Annotated in this window: 17 protein-coding genes; 9 read left to right on the top strand and 8 right to left on the bottom strand. The window is 63.3% G+C overall.

All coding sequences use genetic code 11. The features are described 5' to 3' along the window. Nucleotides 1-34: 34 nt before the first annotated feature. Genes RMET_RS26175 through RMET_RS26185 form a run of 3 tightly spaced genes read right to left on the bottom strand, consistent with a single transcriptional unit; the run spans nucleotide 35 to nucleotide 2,603 of the window. On the bottom strand, nucleotides 35-1,207 hold the full coding sequence (locus RMET_RS26175) for a thiolase (protein WP_011519517.1): 1,173 nt from the start codon (nucleotides 1,205-1,207) through the stop codon (nucleotides 35-37). Beyond that, entirely contained in the window at nucleotides 1,204-1,602 is a 399-nt protein-coding gene (locus tag RMET_RS26180; RefSeq protein ID WP_011519518.1) for a Zn-ribbon domain-containing OB-fold protein, read from the bottom strand. The genes RMET_RS26175 and RMET_RS26180 overlap by 4 nt, the downstream gene beginning before the upstream one ends. Nucleotides 1,603-1,610: 8 nt before the next feature. Next, complete coding sequence (locus RMET_RS26185; RefSeq protein WP_011519519.1) at nucleotides 1,611-2,603, bottom strand: tripartite tricarboxylate transporter substrate binding protein; 993 nt, start codon at nucleotides 2,601-2,603, stop codon at nucleotides 1,611-1,613. 550 nt (nucleotides 2,604-3,153) lie between these two features. On the opposite strand from RMET_RS26185, the gene gdhA reads away from it, so the two are divergent. Both gdhA and RMET_RS26195 read left to right on the top strand, forming a co-directional pair. Beyond that, nucleotides 3,154-4,542, top strand: a complete 1,389-nt coding sequence (gene gdhA, locus RMET_RS26190; protein WP_011519520.1) for an NADP-specific glutamate dehydrogenase — start codon at nucleotides 3,154-3,156, stop codon at nucleotides 4,540-4,542. Between the two features lie 189 nt (nucleotides 4,543-4,731). Further along, on the top strand, nucleotides 4,732-5,343 hold the full coding sequence (locus tag RMET_RS26195; protein WP_011519521.1) for a LysE family translocator: 612 nt from the start codon (nucleotides 4,732-4,734) through the stop codon (nucleotides 5,341-5,343). A gap of 73 nt (nucleotides 5,344-5,416) precedes the next feature. Here RMET_RS26195 and RMET_RS26200 read toward each other — a convergent pair whose 3' ends face one another. Further along, entirely contained in the window at nucleotides 5,417-6,487 is a 1,071-nt protein-coding gene (locus tag RMET_RS26200; protein WP_029310106.1) for a fimbrial protein, read from the bottom strand. Nucleotides 6,488-6,649: 162 nt separating this feature from the next. Here RMET_RS26200 and RMET_RS26205 point away from each other — a divergent pair, with 162 nt between their 5' ends. The 5 genes from RMET_RS26205 to RMET_RS26225 all read left to right on the top strand — a co-directional run bounded on the left by RMET_RS26205 (nucleotide 6,650) and on the right by RMET_RS26225 (nucleotide 11,449). Then, a complete protein-coding gene (locus RMET_RS26205) occupies nucleotides 6,650-7,093 on the top strand; it encodes a thioesterase family protein (protein WP_029310107.1) in 444 nt (147 codons plus the stop codon). A gap of 237 nt (nucleotides 7,094-7,330) precedes the next feature. Further along, nucleotides 7,331-8,398: a porin gene (locus tag RMET_RS26210; RefSeq protein WP_011519524.1), complete on the top strand. Its 1,068-nt coding sequence runs from the start codon at nucleotides 7,331-7,333 to the stop codon at nucleotides 8,396-8,398. Between the two features lie 396 nt (nucleotides 8,399-8,794). Beyond that, nucleotides 8,795-9,694, top strand: a complete 900-nt coding sequence (locus tag RMET_RS26215) for a TauD/TfdA dioxygenase family protein (RefSeq protein WP_011519525.1) — start codon at nucleotides 8,795-8,797, stop codon at nucleotides 9,692-9,694. 24 nt (nucleotides 9,695-9,718) lie between these two features. Beyond that, complete coding sequence (locus RMET_RS26220) at nucleotides 9,719-10,780, top strand: beta-keto acid cleavage family enzyme (protein ID WP_011519526.1); 1,062 nt, start codon at nucleotides 9,719-9,721, stop codon at nucleotides 10,778-10,780. A gap of 240 nt (nucleotides 10,781-11,020) precedes the next feature. Beyond that, nucleotides 11,021-11,449 carry a TOBE domain-containing protein gene (locus RMET_RS26225; protein WP_011519527.1) on the top strand — a complete coding sequence of 143 codons (429 nt, stop codon included), beginning with the start codon at nucleotides 11,021-11,023 and terminating at the stop codon, nucleotides 11,447-11,449. Between the two features lie 114 nt (nucleotides 11,450-11,563). On the opposite strand, the gene RMET_RS26230 is transcribed toward RMET_RS26225, so the two are convergent. The 3 genes from RMET_RS26230 to RMET_RS26240 are packed head-to-tail and all read right to left on the bottom strand — an operon-like array spanning nucleotide 11,564 to nucleotide 14,769. Further along, on the bottom strand, nucleotides 11,564-13,474 hold the full coding sequence (locus tag RMET_RS26230; RefSeq protein ID WP_011519528.1) for an alpha/beta fold hydrolase: 1,911 nt from the start codon (nucleotides 13,472-13,474) through the stop codon (nucleotides 11,564-11,566). A 3-nt stretch (nucleotides 13,475-13,477) separates the two neighbouring features. Next, nucleotides 13,478-14,224 carry an acetoacetyl-CoA reductase gene (gene phbB, locus RMET_RS26235; RefSeq protein ID WP_011519529.1) on the bottom strand — a complete coding sequence of 249 codons (747 nt, stop codon included), beginning with the start codon at nucleotides 14,222-14,224 and terminating at the stop codon, nucleotides 13,478-13,480. Then, the gene (locus tag RMET_RS26240) at nucleotides 14,221-14,769 is read right to left on the bottom strand and encodes a hypothetical protein (protein ID WP_011519530.1); all 549 of its coding nucleotides are present in this window, start codon (nucleotides 14,767-14,769) and stop codon (nucleotides 14,221-14,223) included. Before RMET_RS26240 ends, phbB begins: the two co-directional genes overlap by 4 nt. Before the next feature lie 462 nt (nucleotides 14,770-15,231). Here RMET_RS26240 and RMET_RS26250 point away from each other — a divergent pair, with 462 nt between their 5' ends. Next, nucleotides 15,232-16,725, top strand: a complete 1,494-nt coding sequence (locus RMET_RS26250) for a bifunctional aminoglycoside phosphotransferase/ATP-binding protein (protein ID WP_011519531.1) — start codon at nucleotides 15,232-15,234, stop codon at nucleotides 16,723-16,725. A 38-nt stretch (nucleotides 16,726-16,763) separates the two neighbouring features. Here the strand turns inward: RMET_RS26250 and RMET_RS26255 are convergent, their stop codons facing one another. Continuing rightward, nucleotides 16,764-17,786: a lysozyme inhibitor LprI family protein gene (locus RMET_RS26255; RefSeq protein ID WP_232310526.1), complete on the bottom strand. Its 1,023-nt coding sequence runs from the start codon at nucleotides 17,784-17,786 to the stop codon at nucleotides 16,764-16,766. A gap of 140 nt (nucleotides 17,787-17,926) precedes the next feature. Between RMET_RS26255 and RMET_RS26260 the strand changes: the two genes are divergently transcribed. Next, nucleotides 17,927-19,891 (top strand): sigma-54-dependent Fis family transcriptional regulator, encoded by a 1,965-nt coding sequence (locus RMET_RS26260; RefSeq protein WP_011519533.1) that lies wholly within the window; start codon nucleotides 17,927-17,929, stop codon nucleotides 19,889-19,891. Nucleotides 19,892-19,904: the final 13 nt, after the last annotated feature.

Here is a 19,904-nt window from a genome sequence, read left to right on the forward strand (position 1 = left end):
TCGACTGCGGTTCTTTGTTAGGCTGGTTTGGCCTTTATTGGCTGGATGCCAGGATGGCGGTGGCCTGGCTGGACAGCACACCACCATTGCCGTGCACTAGCGCCGTTTCCACCTTGCTGACCTGCCGCTCGCCGGCCTCGCCGCGCAACTGGCTGACGGCTTCGATCACAAGGAAAATGCTGTACATGCCCGGGTGGGTGCACGACAGCCCGCCACCATTGGTGTTCATCGGGAAATCGCCGCCCGGCGCGATGCGGCCGCCCGAGATGAATGCACCGCCCTCACCTTTCGCGCAGAAGCCCAGGTCTTCCAGAAACAGGATCGGGTTGATCGTGAAAGCGTCATAAAGCTCCACCACGTCGATATCGGCAGGCGTCAGGCCCGCCTGCGCAAATGCCTTGCGGCCCGAGTCGATGGCCGGCGTGCGCGTCAGATCGTCCATGCAGGAAATCTGCCGATGCCAGTGCGCGTGTCCGACACCGAGCACATAGACCGGCTTCGCATGAAGACCCCGGGCACGGTCCGCGCGCGTGACGACAAAAGCGCCGGCGCCATCGGTCACCAGACAGCAATCGCGCACCGTCAGCGGGTCGGACACCATCTTGGCGTTGATCACATCGTCGACCGTCAATGGGTCGCGCATGAAGGCGTCGGGATTGCGCTGCGCCCACTGCCGCGCCGCCACCGCCACTTCGGCCAGTTGCGTGCGCGTGGTGCCGAACTCATGCATATGCCGGGCCGCGGCCAGCGCATAGCTGGTGACGGGGTTGAACGGCTTGTACGGATGCTCGTACGGCTGCGGGTCGAGTTCGGCGCGCATCGCGTTGACGCGCGAACTACTGGGAATGCTGCGAGGATTGCTGCCGTAGCAGATCAGCACGTTGTCGCATTCGCCCGCCTCGATCGCCATGGCGGCGATGCGAACATCCGCGATGAACGACGATCCGCCGAACATCGTGCTATCGGAGAACCGGGGCCGGATGCCGAGGTACTCTGACATGCGCATCACCCACCAGGGCGACGTCAGGCTCGACGTGACAATGCCGTCGATATCGGCCATGCGCAGTCCGCTGGCCGCCACCGCGCGGTGCGCGGCCTGGGCGATGATTTCCTGCTCCGTGCGGCCACCTGCATGACCGAGCCCCGCCAGTCCCGTGCCCAGAATCGCCACGCCACCACGATCGGTGGCCTTCAATGCCGCGCTCATTGTCGCTCCCCGGCCGGCGCGAACACCAGCAATGCGTCCTCGCCCTTGCGCTGCACCTGCGCCCTGACGCGGTGCCCGATCCTCACCGCGTCGGGATCCACACCGATCACGCAGCTCATCATGCGCGGCCCCTCGTCGAGATCGACCAGGCACACGTTGTAATCCCCGTCCTTTTTGCGCACGACCGTGGTCGAGTACACGGTGCCAAGACCGCTCGGCGCGGCCCACTGCAACGCTACGGAGCCGCAATGAGGGCAAACGACGCGCGGAAAGAAGTGATGCCGGCCGCAGTCGCGGCACTGGGGGATTTCGAACACGCCTTCGGAGAGGCGCTGGAAGTAGTGGGCGTCGGCAGACGTGGTTGCCGGGTCGCCGGATGGAGGTGCAATCGTCATGGGGCCCCTTACTGCTCGATCTGCACGCCGGTGATCTTGACCATGTTCTGCCACTTGGCCACTTCGGTCTCGACGTACTTGCGGAATTCGGCCGGATTCAGATTGCCCGCCGCCTCGGCGTTCTGCTTCTTGAGTTTCGCCACCATGTCGGGCGACGACATGATCCGGTTCACCTCGGTATTCAGGCGCGTGACGATGGCGGCCGGCGTCCCGGTCGGTGCGTACAGCCCCAGCCAGGTATAGGCGTCGAAGTTCTTGTACCCGGCCTCGGCAATCGTCGGCACATCGGGGAACAGCTTGCTGCGTTCCAGGCTGGTCACGGCGATCGGACGCAGCTTGCCGGCGGCGATGAACGCGGAGACGCTCATCGAATCCTGGAACACCACCGGAATCTGGCCGGCCACGGCATCGCTGGTGGAGGGCGACGCGCCCTTGTATGGCACGTGTACCAGCGGCGCGCCGGTCATATGGCGGAACAGCTCGCCCGCGAGGTGGGTGGAGCCTCCCACGCCTGCGGAACCATAGGGCACGCTGCCCTGGGCCTTGGCCCACGTCACGAACTCGGGCACGGTATGCGCCGGCACAGAGGGGTTCACCACGAGCATGTTCGGCGCCTTGGCGATCAGAGCAATCGGCTCGAAATCCAGGACCGGGCGATACCGCACGGTCTTCTGCACGGCCGGCCCAATCACGTGCCCGGTGGCGCTAAGCAGCAGCGTGTAGCCGTCATTCGGCTTGCGGGCAACGTATTCCGTGGCGAGTTGTCCGGCCGCGCCGGGGCGGTTCTCCACCACGAAGCTCTGCTTGAACGTCTGGCTCAGCTCGGCCGCGAGCATCCGGCCAACGATATCGGTCATGCCGCCGGGCGCGAACGCCACCACGATCGTGACCGGCTTGGTCGGCCACGTATCGGCATGTGCCGGAGCCAGGGAAGTACCGCCTAGTGCGAATGAAAAGCCAATGGCCGCCATGAGGCGACGGCGCCGAAAGCCATGTTGCATCGATGTCTCCTGCCTTGTCGTTATTCGCCAGGGATGTGCCGCCCGTGCGTTGGAAATGCCGGGGGCCAGTTTATTTTTGAGGACAGAAAACCACTATCCGAAAGTTTCGAAGCGCGCGTTCGTGGATTTTCAAGGCTTGCATGAATGGCCGCTTCTCGCGGCAATCCCGGCGCGGCAAATCTGGCGTCGGGTCCGCAATGCCGCGCAGGAATCGGAAGGCGCATTCGAGGGGCACTCGGGGCGCAGTCGGGGGCGCAGTCGGGGGTGCATTCGGGAGCGTCTCCGTCGGCCCGGAAGATCGTGCCGGCGTACCGAACAGCGCACTGTTTTTCCCTCCACCTTGATGTTTTCGATGTGGGGTGCCCCACTCTGGTGCTAAGCTTCGTGCCTGTCCGAAACATCCAGCCACAAGCCTAATTGTTAGGACATTTCGGCTTGCCTCCCAGTCCCGCCGCCTGACGCGGGGTCCCCATCGGGATTTCCCGGGTTTCCATGCCGCGGCGCCCACCAGACACGCCATTCGGAGCGACCCTTCCGCCATACCCACTGCGTGGCGCAGGCGCCGCACATCGCATCAAGAAAACTCAGAGACATCGTGACTTCTCGCACCCTCGATTCCTTCCTGGCCGGGGTCTCCCGGCGTGACCCCAACCAGCCCGAATTCTTCCAGGCCGTGAAGGAGGTCATGATGACCTTGTGGCCGTTCGTCGAACGCAACCCGCGCTATGGCGATCAGGCACTGCTGGAACGGCTGGTGGAACCGGAACGTGTGATCCAGTTCCGCGTGGCATGGACCGACGATCGCGGCCAGGTGCAGGTCAACCGCGCATTCCGCGTGCAGCACAGCTCCGCAATCGGCCCGTACAAGGGTGGGATGCGCTTCCACCCGACCGTGAACCTGTCGGTACTGAAGTTCCTGGGCTTCGAGCAGACCTTCAAGAATGCGCTGACCACCCTGCCCATGGGCGGCGGCAAGGGCGGCTCGGACTTCGACCCAAAGGGCAAGACCGACGCTGAAGTCATGCGCTTCTGCCAGGCGCTGATCACCGAGCTGTATCGTCACCTGGGACCGGACACCGACGTGCCGGCCGGTGACATCGGCGTGGGCGCGCGGGAAGTCGGCTTCATGGCCGGCATGATGAAGAAGCTGTCGAACCAGTCCGCCTGCGTGTTCACTGGCAAGGGTCTGGCCTTCGGCGGCAGCCTGATGCGTCCCGAGGCCACCGGCTACGGCACGGTGTACTTCGCGCAGGAGATGCTGCATCGTCGCGGCCGCGAATTCGACGGTCTGCGTGTGCTGCTGTCGGGCTCGGGCAACGTGGCGCAATACGCCGCCGAAAAGGCGATCGAGCTGGGTGCCAAGGTGCTGACGGTATCGGACTCCGGAGGCGTGCTGCACTTCCCCGAGGGCATGAATCGCGAGCAACTGGACGCGCTGATGACGTTCAAGAACGACACCCGTGGCCGCCTGTCCGACTTTGCCGAGCAGCATGGCCTGCGCTTCGAGGCCGGCAAGACGCCGTGGCACGTGCCCGCCGACGTTGCTCTGCCGTGCGCCACCCAGAACGAACTGAACGGTCAGGATGCCGAGCGCCTGCTGTCGAACGGCGTGTTCTGCGTAGCCGAAGGCGCCAACATGCCGTCGACGCTGGACGCCGTGGACCGCTTCGTGGCCGCACGCATCCTGTATGCGCCGGGCAAGGCCAGCAACGCTGGCGGTGTGGCCACTTCGGGCCTGGAGATGTCGCAGAACGCCATGCGCATGGCCTGGCATCACGCCGAGATCGACGAGAAGCTCCACGCCATCATGAAGGACATCCACGGCAACTGCATCCACTACGGCCAGAAGGAAGACGGCTACATCAATTATGTGGAAGGCGCCAACATCGCCGGCTTCGTCAAGGTGGCGGACGCCATGCTGGCGCAGGGTGTGATCTGATCCCGCGGCCGATCGGGCAGCTGGTCTAACCAGACACCCGGTTGCCAGCCCGGGAAGGAATGCGACGAGGCAAGCCTCGTCGCATTTTCTTTTGCCCGCTGCGCCGCCACGCATCGTCAGGTAGGATTGGCGCTCCCCCTGATCGCGTCGGCCGGGCCCACAGGCCCCGTGTGCTGCGGAGAACACAAGATGGAATACATCAACACCCTGCTGGCTCTGACCGGCGTCATGATGTTGAGCGTCGCCAGCCCGGGACCGAATTTCATGATCGTCACATCGACGGCGGTCGCGTCTCGGCGTGCAGGCGTGATCACCGGCCTCGCGCTTGGCGCAGCCTCGGGCACCTGGGCCCTGATCGCGATCGCCGGACTCGGCCTGATCGTCACGCATGTGGCATGGATCGGCACGGCGCTCCGGATTGCTGGCGCCGCCTACCTGATCTGGCTCGGGGCAAAGATGATCCTGACCGCGCGCCATCCGCTGAATGCTCCGACCCTCGTTGCGCCATCCGGCTGGACCGCCGCGAAGAAGGGCTATGCCGTCAGCATGACCAACCCCAAGGCCGTGGCGTTCTACGGCAGCATCTTCGCGTTGATGGTCCCCGCTCACGCGCCGGCATGGTTCCACGTCGCTGTCATCGCCATTGCAGTCGCGGTATCGTCTGCATGGTACTGCGGCATGGCGCTGCTCGCCTCACACCCTGCGGTTCACCGGTTACTGATGCGGCGCAAGGCCGTGCTGGATTCCGTGGTTGGAGGACTGCTGATAGTCCTTGGCGGACGGATGCTGGCGGCGCGCTGAAGCCTTGCGTTCCCCACCAATTCACCAGGAATGCGACGGGGGCGGGAGAGGATCGTCATCGACCACCATCGGCCTACTGATAGTCGAAAGTGAAAACCATCGTACCCCTCACGGTGCCAGGACTAGGTCTGGCCGAAAGGCTGTGGTACCGAAACGCATAGCGATACGAGGCCATGCCGTTGGCGGAGATGTTGCCAAGATGATTGCGCGTTTGCAGGGGTACGGGGGAATAAGTGCCGTCGTTGATCAACTGCACACCAACCCCGCTGGCCATGCCGGCCGCGCCTTCGTTCTGGATGCCCAGCACGCCCGTGGAAGCGGATCTGACAGGCGTCCCGCCGGCGCCGTCGAAGGATATGCCCACAACTGCCGCGCCATCGCATATGAGCCCGATGGAGAATGGCGCAAAGCCCGTCGTCGAACCATTCCCGGAAAGACTCGATACCGTGGCATCCGGAAGGGCAACGGTCGTCGGAGCACGTGTCGTGCAGGTAATCTGACGTGGCGTGGCGCTGCCAGTAAAGCCTATGTGGTTCCCTCCACCGCCCAGGCCGACTGCTGAACGATAAACACCAAAACCAAAGAGCGTTTGCGAAGGATCCAGGCTACCTTGACCGATCGCTCCCGTTTTCACGAATTCGATGGAAACGGACACCGAATACGAAAGGTCAGCCGCCAGCGCTCCCAGAGCCGCCGCTCTTGTATCGCAGGTCACGCCGATAGCATTGGTCAAAGGCTGTCCCACGGCGTTCCGTAGCCGAATGCCAATGCCAGCGACACCTGTCGAATACACGCCTGGGGTGATTTCTCTGCCGCTTCCGTAATAGCACGCAATGATCGGCGCTCCTGCATAAATCAAATTGTTGCCGTCCGCGACGCATCGACCGCTGAACGTGTAGTTTCGCCTCGTGCCCGGGATGGCCGCGCCAACCGCAAGGTTAACCGCCACGGCCATATTGTTCATCGCCTGCAAGTAAGGCATGGAAGGCGATGTCGAGCAATCTCCCAACGCGTGAACGGCATCAGATACGGCCACCAAGGCCAGTCCACACAGCATCTTCTGCAGCGTCTCATTCCATACTCTTCGAATCATCACGCCCCCCCTGTTCACGTCATCCTCACAGCCGCTACCGGCCGCGACCATTTGTTGCAATCCTGAAGCAACGGTTTCCGACGTGAAATCGCAAAATCCTTAAATCCCCGCCCAGCGGTCAGGTTCACACTGAGGTGCGGCAGCGCGAGCACACGGAGAGAATCGACTAAGATGGCAGCCTCTTTCGATCCACGCTGCCCTGCCAGCCCCATCATGGCCCGCCTCAAACTCGACCTGCCTGCCGACCAGTTCTGCTATTCCACCCACCTGACCGTTCGCGTCACCGACATCAACTCCGCCAATCACCTGGCCAACGATTCGATGATCTCGATGATCTCGGAGGCACGGGCCCGCTTTCTCTTCCAGTTCGGCAGCGAGGGCGACCGCGTGGACGGTGCGGGCATCATCGTCACCGACCTGGCCACGATGTATCGCAAGGAGGCCCACGCACGCGACCAGCTTCTGTTCGAGGTGGGTGTAATGGACTTCAACAAGTACGGCGGCGACATCATCTTCCGAATCACGCGCCCGCAGGATGGCGCCCTGATCGCCATGGCCAAGTCCGGCTTCGTCTTCTTCGATTACGCCACCACGCGCGTGGTGCCGATGCCCGATGGCTTCGCCGCGCGATTCCCGAAGGTGAACTGGGTCGATTGACCCGACACAGGCCCCGCACCCAAGGCGCGGGGTAGTCCCGCCCTTCTCCCGCCCTTCTCCCGCCCTTCTCTCGCCCTTCTCTCGCCCTTCTCTCGCCCTTCTCTCGCCCTTCTCTCGCGCCCTCCTTTTCTGCCTGCCCGCGCCCGGAACGATGCGGCTGTAATCTCGCCGCAATCGAAACGAAATGTCGGCATTTCTATACTCGCCGCTCCAATTCAATAACTGGAGAGAGAGTCCATGAATGTTCGTCACGGCGTTGCGATGGCAACCCTGGGGATGATTGCAGGCACCGCGTCCGCGCAATCCAGCGTCACGCTTTATGGCGTCGCCGACGTTGGTATCGAGTACCTCAGCAACGTGCCTTCCGCCAACGGCGGCGCCAGCCAGGTACGGATGGCATCCGGCAACATGTCCACATCCCGCTGGGGCATTCGTGGTGTCGAGGATCTCGGCGGCGGCCTGAAGGCGATCTTCGATCTCGAAAGCGGTATTTCGCTCGATACCGGCGCGCAAAACAACCGGACCCGGCTCTTCGATCGGACGTCTATCGTAGGTCTGAGCAGCAAGTACGGAACCGTCACGTTGGGCCGCCAGACCACCCCGCTGTATGACACCGCGATCCAACTCGACCCGATGGGCTTTGCGCCGCGGTACTCGCTCTACAAGAGTGACGACGTGCTGGCCGGCCGCGCGGACAACTCAATCAAGTACCGTGGCACGTTCAACGGACTAACCGCCAGCGGCTTGTACAGTTTCAGCCGAACCGGCGGCGGAGAGGTCCCCGGCAACTACACCCTCGACCGCAATCTCGGTATCTCGTTGTCCTATGAGGTGAGTTCCTTCGCGATCGGCGCGGTATATGACGAGTACCAGGGCTCCACGCTTGCTACCGCCGAACGCAAGGACCGGCGCATGCTGGTCGGCGCGAGCTACGCCTTCGGCCCGGCAAAGGCCTTCATCGGCTATCGCTGGTACAACGGCAACGTCGGCGCCATGCCGACCGACCGCTCCGATCTGTACTGGGCGGGTCTGCGTTACAGCGTGACGCCCGCGCTGAAGCTGACCGGCGCGGCGTACTACACGAACATGCGCAACGCCGGGGCCGACCCGATCATGTTCGTCGCCTCGGCGGACTATGCATTCTCCAAGCGCACGGACGTGTACATGAATGCCGGCTACGCGCTGAACCGCGGCAACTCCCAGCTCGGCATGAACGGATTCAACACGCCGAGCGGCAGCCCGACCAACGTCGTTCCCGGCAAGGACCAGACTGGCCTGGTGGTCGGCGTGCGCCACAAGTTCTGAACCGTCGAGCGATCGCCAGCATCGACACTTTCTTGCGAGGGCAAGAGGGTTCTTGGCCTCCGGCTTCCGGAGGCCTTTTTTGTTTGCCATCGCCCGGGATGGACGTACGTGCGATCCGCCAGCCAACGCACATGGCAACCTGCCGCGGCGCCATTTTCCTTGATCGGAATCAAACGGGGGATTCTGAAGCCTCGCCACTGTCATCAGACGCAATGCTTATGGCATGAAATGCAAAGTCTGGCGTACCCACAACTCCTACCTTGATGCCAACGCCACGTGCGTTGAATCACCACATCAAAACGATAGGAGACAGATCTTGGCAACGTCCGGCATTCCCTTTCGCATTTCCCTTCGCACCACCCAGTGCGCACCCGTAACCTTCGAGGAGGCACGCTGATGCGCATCGAACCAATGACCGCCAGCATCGGCGCCGAACTCGTGGGCGTCAGGCTTTCCGATGCGATTCATGACGATGGCCTGTTCGACGAAATCCGTGCCGCGCTGCTGCGACACAAGGTGCTGTTCCTGCGCGACCAGGACATCTCCCGGGCCGAACATGTGGCATTTGCCGAGCGCTTCGGCAAGCTCGAAGATCACCCGGTAGCCGGCAGCCATCCCGATCATCCTGGGCTCGTGCAGATCTACAAGCGGCCGGACCAGCCGATGGATCGCTACGAGAACGCCTGGCATACCGATGCCACGTGGCGTGAAGCGCCACCGCTGGGTTGCGTGCTGCGCTGCGTGGAATCGCCCGAGATCGGCGGCGACACAATGTGGGCCAACATGGTGCTCGCCTACGAGAACCTGCCCGCTCATGTCAAGACGCAGATTGCCGGCCTGCGCGCGCGGCACAGCATCGAGGCGAGCTTCGGTGCTGCCATGCCGATCGAGAAGCGCCTGGCGCTGAAGGCGCAGTACCCCGACCCCGAGCATCCCGTCGTGCGGGTCCATCCCGAGACTGGCGAGAAGGTCCTCTTCGTCAATGCGTTCACCACGCACTTCTCCAACTTTCATACGCCCGCGCACGTCCGCTACGGGCAGGACTACAACCCGGGCGCGGGCGAACTGCTGCGCTACCTGATCAGCCAGGCATTCATTCCCGAGTACCAGGTGCGCTGGCGCTGGAAGGCCAACAGCATGGCGATCTGGGACAACCGGAGCACCCAGCACTACGCGGTGATGGACTACGCACCGTGCCATCGCAAGATGGAGCGCGCCGGCATCATCGGCGACAAGCCCTTCGGCATCGGCGAAGGCGAAGTCAAGGCAGAGTCGGCGCAGCCGGCCACGGCCTGAACGTTCAATTCCACGGAGAGAGACATGGATTTCATCGACGGTTCGATGTTCCCGGAAAACCAGCAGAAGCTCGTCATTACCGCCGCGCCGTATGGGCCCGAGTGGATACCTTCCGATTTTCCGGAAGACATCCCAGTGACGATGGAGCAGCAGATCCAGAAGGCGGTGGACTGCTATAACGCCGGGGCCACCGTGCTGCACGTTCACGTGCGTGAAGCGGACGGCAAAGGTTCCAAGCGGCTGTCCAAGTTCAACGAACTGCTGGCCGGCATCCGTGCCCGCGTGCCGGACATGATCCTGCAGGTGGGCGGATCGATCTCGTTCGCGCCGGAGAGCGAAGGCGACGTGGCCAAGTGGCTGTCGGACGATACGCGCCACATGCTGGCCGAACTGAAGCCGACGCCGGACCAGGTGACGATCGCGATCAACACCAACCAGATGAACGTGGTGGAACAGATGTGCGCGGCCGACGTGGCGGGCACCTCGCTGGCCGAACCGGCCAACTACCGCGCCTATCGCGAAATGACGATTCCGGCCGGCCCGGAGTGGGTGGAAGAGCATATCCGCCGGCTCAGCATCAACGGCATCCAGACCCACTTCCAGCTTGCCAACATCGCGCAACTGGAAACGGTGGAGCGGATGATGCGCCGGGGCAGCTGCAATGTGCCCCTGATCCTGACCTGGGTGGCAATTGGCGGCGGCTTCGAGGCGCCTAACCTCTACAACCTCGCCAACTTCGTGCGCGCTTGCCCGAACGGCTCGGTGCTGACACTGGAAACGTCGATGCTGAACGTGCTGCCGCTGAACATGATGGCGATTGCCATGGGCCTGCATGTGCGCTGCGGCATCGAGGACAACCTCTGGACGCAGCGGCGCGACCGCAAGATGGGCACAGTCGAGCAGATCGAGCAGCTCGTGCGCATCTCGCGCGAGTTCGGCCGGGATGTCGCCAACGCGAAGGAAGCGCGCGAGATCTACAAGATCGGGACGTTCTACGACAGCGCCAACGAGACGTTGGCCGAGAACGGCTTCGCGCCGAACCGCAAACCCGGCCAGGTAGGCTTTACACAGCACGCACGCCGCTAAGGCCCTAAGACCCTAGGGCCATCCTGCTCGCCAATGCCCCGATAGCCGATCTGGCAATCGGGGCATTCGTCATCCTACGGATTGCAAATGACGGCTGCCAGGAGACAAGTAACAAGTGACTCCGGCTGCGCGGTAATTCCCACTGGGTGATAGGTGTCATACGCACCGGCACCTTGTCACGACCTACCAATCCGCGCAGACTCCCCCGAATCGACAACTTTCCTTCCTGGGGTAACAGGTATGCAAACCAGCGCGCGCAATCAGTTTTCCGGTGTCGTTGCACAAGCCACGGCTGGCGCCGTCAACGACGAGATCATCATTGCCATCAACGGTGGCCAGCAGATCGTCGCCACCGTCACACACGACAGCGCCGCCCGCCTGGGCCTGAAAGCCGGCGCCAAGGTCGTCGCGCTGGTCAAGGCAACGTCCGTCATCGTGATGGTCGATGCGGATGCCACCAAGGTTTCGGCCCGCAACTTCGTGCAAGGCAAGGTCACGAACCTGACCAAGGGCGCCGTCAATGCCGACGTGACAATCACGGGTGACAACGGCATGGCCGTCGCCGCAATCATTACCAACGCAAGCGTAGACCGGCTGGGCCTGGCTGTCGGCAAACCGGCCGCCGCCATGTTCAAGGCATCGAGCGTGATCGTTGGCGTGGACAACTGAGTCGGTATCCGCGCGACCAGAATGGTCAGCGGCAACATGAAAAAGGCTCCGGTGACGATGCCGTCCACCGGAGCACGGACCTAGCAATAGCGATCAGCGATCAGCAGTCAGGAGTCAGCCCTGCATGACGTACTCGCCGGGCGCATCCCGGAGCGAACCCGGCGCGGGATCGCGTGGCGCGCAGCGGCCCGAGGACTGCTCGGCCAGCCACTCGTGCCAGCACGGCCACCATGAACCGTCATGTCTGGTGGCCTCTTCGGCATAACGATCCGGATCCTTGTACTCACCGTTCGGCACCCGCGTGGCCACACGGTAGCGGCGACCCTTGTGCCCCGGCTCCGAAACAACACCCGCGTTGTGACCGCCAGACGTCAGCACGAAGGTCAGCGCGTTGTGCGTCAGCAGATGCAGCTTGTAGGCGGATTTCCAAGGCGCCACGTGATCGTGCTCGGTGCCAACCACGAACATCGGTGCCTCGACATCGGCCATGGCCACGGGGTGACCATCCACGCAGAACCGGCCTTCGGCCAGTTCATTGCGGAGGAAGAGCCGGGACAGCACCTCGCTATGCATTCGATACGGCAGGCGTGTCGTGTCGCGGTTCCAGGACATCAGATCATTGGGGCGGTCGCGCTCGCCCAGCAGGTACTCCCGCAGCACCCGAGACCAGACCAGATCCCTGGCACGCAGCATCGAGAAGGCCTGCGCCATCTGGAAGCCGTCGAGATACCCCTGCTTGCGCATCAGCGCATCGAGCGTCGACAACGCGCTGTCATCGATGAACAGGCCAAGCTCGCCGGGTTCGTCGAAGTCGGTTTCCGTTGCAAATAGCGTCACGCTGCGCAGGCTGTCGTCCTTGTCGCGCGCCAGCTTCGCGGCGGCAATCGCCAGCAGCGTGCCGCCCAGGCAATACCCCACGGCGTGTACCTGTTCTTGGCCGCAGCGCTCGCGCACGGTGGCCAGCGCGGTAAGCAGGCCCTGCTTGAGGTAGTCATCGAGGCTGGTATCGCGCGCCTCGGCGCCCGGGTTGCGCCATGACAGCATGAACACCGTATGACCCTGGTCCACGAGGTACTTCACCATCGAGTTCTGGGGCTGAAGATCGAGGATGTAGTACTTCATGATCCACGACGGCACGATCATGACCGGATCGCGATACACGGAATCGGTAGTCGGGCTGTACTGGATCAGCTCGAACAGATCATTGCAGTAGACGACCTTCCCCGGCGTGATCCCCACATCGCGACCCACCACATACGCGTGCGGCAGCCGCCCGATCGGCAGATGCAGCCGCTCGCCGACCGCATCATAGAGATCCTCCACGAGATTCCCGGCGCCGCGAACGAAGTTGGCGCCCCGCGTCTGCATCGTGGCATCCAGAACCGTCGGGTTCATCCACCAGACATTGCTGGGAGACAGCATGTCGAGCCATTGGCGCGCGCAGAATGCCGCGATTCGCTGATGATGCGGGGAGAGCCCGTCGATGTCGCTGGTCAGCGCCATCCACAAGGACTCAAGCCGCAGGAAGCCATCGCGCAAGACGCAGTACGGCCAGTTTTCCCAGCCCGGCGCGGAAAAGCGCTGGTCGGTGACTACCGGCGGACGCGGCATAAACGGCGGCGCCAGCGAATACTCGGCGGCGGCCGTAGCCTGCCACTGCAACGCGGCCCGCCAGCGTTTGCCGGGCGAGGCCGCCAGATGCATGGCCCAGTCGGTCCAGGCTAGCGCCAGCGACCCGAAGGAAACGCCGCCGGTCATCGAGGCGAGCAATGCCCTGACCTGTTCGTCATAGGCGACGTCAGGCCGCAGCGGCGGCGGTTCCGGGCAGGTAGCCACAGCCGGAGCGGGGGAAGCTGCCGGACCCAATTTGGCCGGTGCCGATGCGGCGGTCTTCCGCGCAGCCGGAACCGAAGGGGTTGATGTCGATGGCTTGGGTGAGGTGGCCTTCGCCCGTTTGGCGGGCGGGGCCTGTTCGATCAGCGTATCCGTGGTGTGCTCGAGGGCGACTGGCTTTTTGGGGCGCATGCATCAATCCATATGTTGGCCACCATTGATGGCAAGGTTGGCGCCGGTCACGTACGCGCCATCGTCCGAGCAGAGGTAACTGATCAGCGCGGCCACTTCCTTCGGCTGACCCAGGCGGCCGACCGGAATCTGCGGAATCACGTGCTGGTCGAGCACGTCCTGCGGCACTGCCCGCACCATCTTCGTATCGAGATAACCGGGAGAAACGGTGTTGACCGTCACGCCCTTGCTGGCCAGCTCCAGCGCCAGCGATTTGCTGAATCCGTGGATGCCGGCCTTTGCCGCTGCATAGTTAGTCTGGCCAAACGCGCCCTTCGAGCCGTTGATCGATGAGATGTTCACGATCCGGCCCCAGCGACGCTCCACCATGCCTTCGCAGAACGGCTTGGTCATGTTGAACACCGAATCGAGGTCGGTAGACATCACGGCGCGCCAGGCCTCGTGCGTCATCTTGCGCAAGGTCGAATCGCGCGTGATGCCGGCATTGTTGATCAGGACATCCACCGGGCCCACCTCGGACAATATCCTGGCCGCACATTGCTGGCAGGATTCGAAGTCGGCGACATCTACCGGGTAGGCCACGAACTCGCGTTGCTGCGTACTGTGCTCGCGCAGCCAGGTCGCGACATGATCGTTGCCAAGCGAATGCGTGACGACCACGCGGAATCCGTCGCTCAGCAGCCTTTCGGCGATGGCTTCGCCCAGACCACCCATGCCCCCCGTCACTACCGCAATGCGTCCGGAGCTCATGATGTCGCACCGCCCTTGGCGGCGCGCGAACGGGTGGCGCTGGTCGCAGTCGTGCTGGACTCGCTGGGCGGTACCACCCCAAACGGCGTCATCTTTCCGAGTCGCTCGTAGAACTCGGCCAGGGATGCGGACAGCGGATCGAGCACGGCAGCGCCATTGCCATTGCCGTTGCCCCTTGCCGTCTCGTTGGTGGCCTCGACTCGCTTCACCCAGTCACTGCTGCATTCCCGGCACTGCTCGAGCCACGCCGACGTCGCTTCGACCAGGACCTTGCCGTAGGCCCGTGCCAGCGCGGCCTGCGCCTCTGCCTGATCTGTCAGTGTCTGTGCCTGCGCGGCTTGCAATGAAGCCCAGTCGGCAACCCCCGCCATACGGCTTTGCGCACTATGCATCGCGGTCAGGCGATGCTCCAGGCTCTTCAGATGGGTCTCGATCAGGTTGCGGCGGGTTTCAGCCGCAAGCGCCGCGAACTTGTAACTGTTCTCGAGAAACGCACGGGTCGCATCCAGCATCGGATCGGTGGCCGCAGAACGGAGCATTGCCATTGCTATCTCCTTGAGTTGACGTGATGGGGTGACGATCCGTCATTCGATCGAGTCTAGGCATAGGGCTAGGCCACCAATTGACGTATGTCAAGTTTGACGGGAATGTAGAAATCCATCGAACATTGCAGAAAGTCCGACACCCTTTTACCCAAAGGGTTGCACTTGAATGCACTAAACGCGGCCGATTCCTGTATCGACCGCGTGCCGGTCAAGTCCAATAGCTCCCACGCCGTCGATTCGATCTCCGGCTTGTGGGGCGGATAGGCCTCCATTCCGGGCTCGTATGGAAGTGGGGGCGACTTGCACATGCGATCTGCCGTGCTACCGGAGAGTCTGGGGAGAGTCTGATCCAACCGCATCCACCTACGCCCCCTTAGATTGATGCGAATCAATCCTGCTAACCCTCTTCCCACTACGCTGAGATACAGGAAGAACGCAAGCGCATGGAATAAGGAAGCGTGCATGGATGACGCAGCATTGACCTACGCATTACTGCAACCCAGTGCATATCCCCCGCCGGTTCAGGACGTTCAGGTCATCGAGACGCATATTTCGCGTGTGTTCCTGGCGGGGCAATTCGCCTACAAGGTCCGCAAGCCCGTCAAATTCGATTTCGTGGATTTCTCGACCCCGCAAGCCCGACACGCTGACTGCGAGGCAGAACTGCGCCTGAACCGTCGCTTCGCTCCGGCGCTTTACCTCGATGTTCTGCCAATCGTCGCGGGCGAAACGCCGGGTGCCGTCGTCGTCGGCGGCAGGGGCACACCACTGGAGTACGCGGTCAGGATGCGGCGGTTCGCACAGCACAATCTACTCATCGACATGATCGGCGCAGGCCGCTTGGGGCCGGATCACATCGATGCGCTCGCCAGGGACATCGCGATCTTTCACGGTGCGCAACCGCGCGCTGCCCCACACGAAGGCTTCGGCACGCCGGCCAGTATCGACGCCACGCTTGAAGAATGTCTGGACGGCCTGGCGCGGCTGACCATCGATCGAAACATGACAGACCGCGTCGCGAACGCCGCGCGCGCACGGGTTGCGGCACTGCAAGACACATTTCAGGCGAGACTGCGCCACGGCCATGTTCGCGAGTGCCACGGCGACCTGCACCTGGGCAACATCGTCCTGCTCGACGGCAATCCGACGCCCTTTGACTGCCTCGAGTTCGAACCGCGCCTGCGCTGGATCGACACGGCCAGCGATATCGCATTCCCGTTCATGGATCTACTGCACCACGGCAGACAAGACCTTGCCTATCGATTGCTCAACGCCTATCTGGAGCGCCATGGCGACTATGCCGGGCTGGCGGTGCTGCCGTTCTATGTCGCCCTGCGGGCGCTCGTACGCGCGCGCGTGCTACTGGAGCGTGCCCGGCAACGCCATACTGAAAGCACTGCGCTTGATCTCGTACACGTCGAATGCCGCACCCTGCTGAATCTGGCGTTCCAGTTTCTGACGTTGCCCGCAGCGCCCCTGTGCGTGATGCACGGCCTCTCTGGTAGCGGGAAATCGACCGTCGCGGCAACCATGAGCGAAGCACGCGCCATGGTGCGCGTCCGCTCCGACGTGGAACGCAAGCGGTTGCGCAACGCAAACGCGCAGCAGGAATCCAGGTACTCAGACAGCGTGACGGCACGCACGTATCACCGCCTGCTGGCCATTTGCAGGCTAGGATGCGCGGCAGGCTTTCCGATGATCGCCGATGCGACATTCCTCTCGCATGACCAGCGCGCCCGCTTCGCAAATCAGGCGCGTCGATTGGGAGTACGGTTCTTCATCGTCGATTGCAAAGCGCCCGTCGAAACATTGCGCGCGCGCATCGTCGCCCGGGCCCTGGCACGCCAAGACCCGTCGGACGCCGATCTGGCCGTGCTTGACCTGCAATTGCGCACGCATGACCCACTGACCACGGAAGAACGGATTCACGTGGTGCCCGCCGATCACCCGGGCTAGTGCCATCGGCGTCGGCATTGGCATCGCCCTGCCTGTCCCTACGACCGCACTCGCTGCAGTTCGTCAATGCGGCGTTGATAGCTCCGCATCAGGCAGGCCTTGTCCACACACACGTTGCGCGAATCGCGGAGCCACGTCCGTTGGTCCGCCCGCAGCCGCGCCTTGTTGGTCGATGTCTTCATCTTCTGATCGTAGATCCGCGCCAATTGGTCGTCGGCGCGGGTCAGCTCCGCATCCCCGCATATGAGCTGCCCCGCGACGGATGTCAGCTTGCTGCAGCCAAAACTCCGGGCAAGCGCATCCTTCGCGCCGCTCCGCCCCTCCAATCGCCCCGGCTTGCATAGCCCCTGCAGCGACCTGCAAGCGATATTCGGGCCGACCCATGCCATTTCGGTAGCGCCATACTTATCTACGAAGCGATTGATGGCCGCGTGGCTGACGCCTCTCAGCATTGCGTTTGCCGCGATGATCTCATTGCAGAGCGAGTCCTCTGCATAGGTATTGCCCTCGTGACGGTAGCAGCTATGGAAGCCCAGCATGCCGCTGCCGACAACGCTTCGACGCGCCCCCGAGGCGAACAGGATCGACGCACAGGCGGACGCGCATTTCGCGCCATTGGGAACCACGGTATAGATGTGCGCCTTGTCCATGACGTCGACCATGCGGAAGGCGGCCTCGACATTCCCGCCCGGACTATCCAGGATGAACACGACCAACCCTTCGTCATCGCGATCGGCCCGTTTCACGGCCGACTGAAACCGCTTTGCGTCTCCATCTTCGATCCGCCCCTCCCCGACCACCATTTTCATGTTGAGCTGTGGCTGGTAGTAGATCCTGAAGCCCATTGCCGCAGCCACGCCGGGAGCAGCCAGCACCGCCACCAAGCAAAGCCACGGCAGCAGCCGTTGCAGCACGGATCGCGCCGCACGGTTATTGCTTGCCCGGCCCACGATGCCTCGCATTCGCCATCTCCCTGGAAAGCGGACAGCATAGCCTCGAATCGATCCCTCGAGCGCAAGAGGCTTCGCGGCGCCTCGTCGCGGTTGCCACCACTCCGCCATGGATTATCCGGACGCCATTCGGCGTCGAGTTAGGGTAATGTGTGCGTGTCCACGGCCTGCGGCGTCACTTCGCCCGCACGGTTGCGGGCGATCCCCCGGCCAGACGCGCACGGACACGGGGCGACTTAAAGGAGACATTCATGATTTCCCACGTGGCCGCCGCCGGGCGCGCTTCGCGAGGCGGCACGTCCAGTGAGGCCCCGGAGACCGATCAGCCCGGACTGATCGCCCAAGCGCACGAGCGTTCGAAATCGTATGGCCTGCGGCCCCATGAATCGCCCGAGTTCCTCCCCGCGCGGCCAAGCGAGCTGAAGACGCAGATCGAGCGCAGCCAGTCGCTGTTCACCCACGCGCTGCCTGTCATGGAGACGCTCCACAACCAGATCGTCAACACGCAAAGCATGGTGATCCTGACCGACTCGGCTGGATTGATCCTGCATTCGCTTGGCGATGATGACTTTCTGGCCAAGGCCAGCAAGGTGGCCTTGCAGCCGGGCGCGCTGTGGTCCGAGGAAAGCCGGGGCACCAACGCCATCGGCACGGCACTGGTCGAGGGTCGGCCGACACTGGTCCACGGTGCCGAGCACTACCTGGAAGCCAACCGGTTCCTCACCTGCTCGTGCGCGCCGATCCTCGACCCGTACGGCAGGACCGTCGGCGCGCTCGACGTCACCGGCGATCAGCGCGGCTTCCACAAGCACACCATGGCCCTGGTGCGCATGTCGGCGCAGATGATCGAGAACCAGTTGTTCGCCAATGCCTTCCAGGACGTGGTGTGCGTGCACTTCCACTCGCGGCCGGAGTTCATCGGCACGCTGGTCGAAGGCATCGCCGCTTTCACGCCTGCCGGGCGCTTTCTCTCCGCCAACCGGAGCGGCGTCTTCCAGCTGGAATTGTCGATCGGGGCCTTGCAGGCGCATACCTTCTCATCGCTGTTCGGCATGTCGATGCCCCAGCTGATCGACTCGGAACGCGGCGCGCCCGCCGGCACCGTCCAATTGCAACTGCCGAGTGGCGTGAAGGTGTATGCGCGCGTGGAGTGGAAACGGCCCGCCAGCCAGATCGCGCGCGCCACCATAAGCGGCGACGCGGCCCACCAGCGCGATACGAAGCCAGCACGCCGACAGGGCGACGGGACGCTGCAGCCAGACGGTCTGGATGCCCTCGATACTGGCGACACCCAGATCAAGAGCGTCATCGGCAAGCTGCGCAAGGTCATCGGCAAGGACATTCCGATTATGGTGCTGGGCGAGACCGGTACCGGCAAGGAGTTGCTGGCCCGTGCCATCCATGCCGACAGCCCACGCCGCGCCGGGCCATTCGTCGCCGTCAATTGCGCTTCGATTCCCGAGGCATTGATCGAGTCCGAGCTGTTTGGCTACGAAGAGGGGGCATTCACGGGCGCGCGAAAAAAGGGCGGCATCGGCAAAATGGTGCTGGCCAACGGCGGCACGCTGTTCCTCGACGAGATCGGCGATATGCCACTGCATCTGCAGGCGCGGCTGCTGCGCGCGCTACAGGAGCGTACGGTGTCGCCGCTGGGCAGCAACAAGCTGGTCCAGGTCGACGTCGCCGTGGTTTGCGCCACGCACCGTAACATGCGCGAGATGATGGCCAGCGGCCAGTTCCGCGAGGACCTCTATTACCGCCTGAATGGATTCGTGGTGCGTCTGCCGGCGTTGCGCGAGCGTGACGACCTGGATGCCGTGGCGCATAGGCTGCTGCAACAGGACCATGCGAATGCGCTGCCGCTCAGCGAACCAGTGGCACGGATGCTGCGCAGCTATCACTGGCCCGGCAATATCCGCCAGCTCGCCAACCTGCTACGCACCGCGCAACTGATGGCCGAGGGATCACCGGAAATCACCGAAGACCACCTGCCTGACGACTTCCTCGAAGACTGGCGCGCGCGACACGCGGCGGAGCCGAACGGAGACGATACCCGCCCCAGTCGGCTCGCCGACATCGAAAGCATGGCCATCCTGACTGCGCTGAAGGCACACGACGGCAATATCTCGGCGACGGCCAAGGCGCTCGGCGTTTCACGCAATACCGTCTACCGCAGGATCGAGGAAGCGGGCGGCCCATCGCCGCAGGGCGACTGACCACCCTTCACGA

Source organism: Cupriavidus metallidurans CH34 (assembly GCF_000196015.1).
In the GTDB taxonomy this organism is placed as follows: domain Bacteria; phylum Pseudomonadota; class Gammaproteobacteria; order Burkholderiales; family Burkholderiaceae; genus Cupriavidus; species Cupriavidus metallidurans.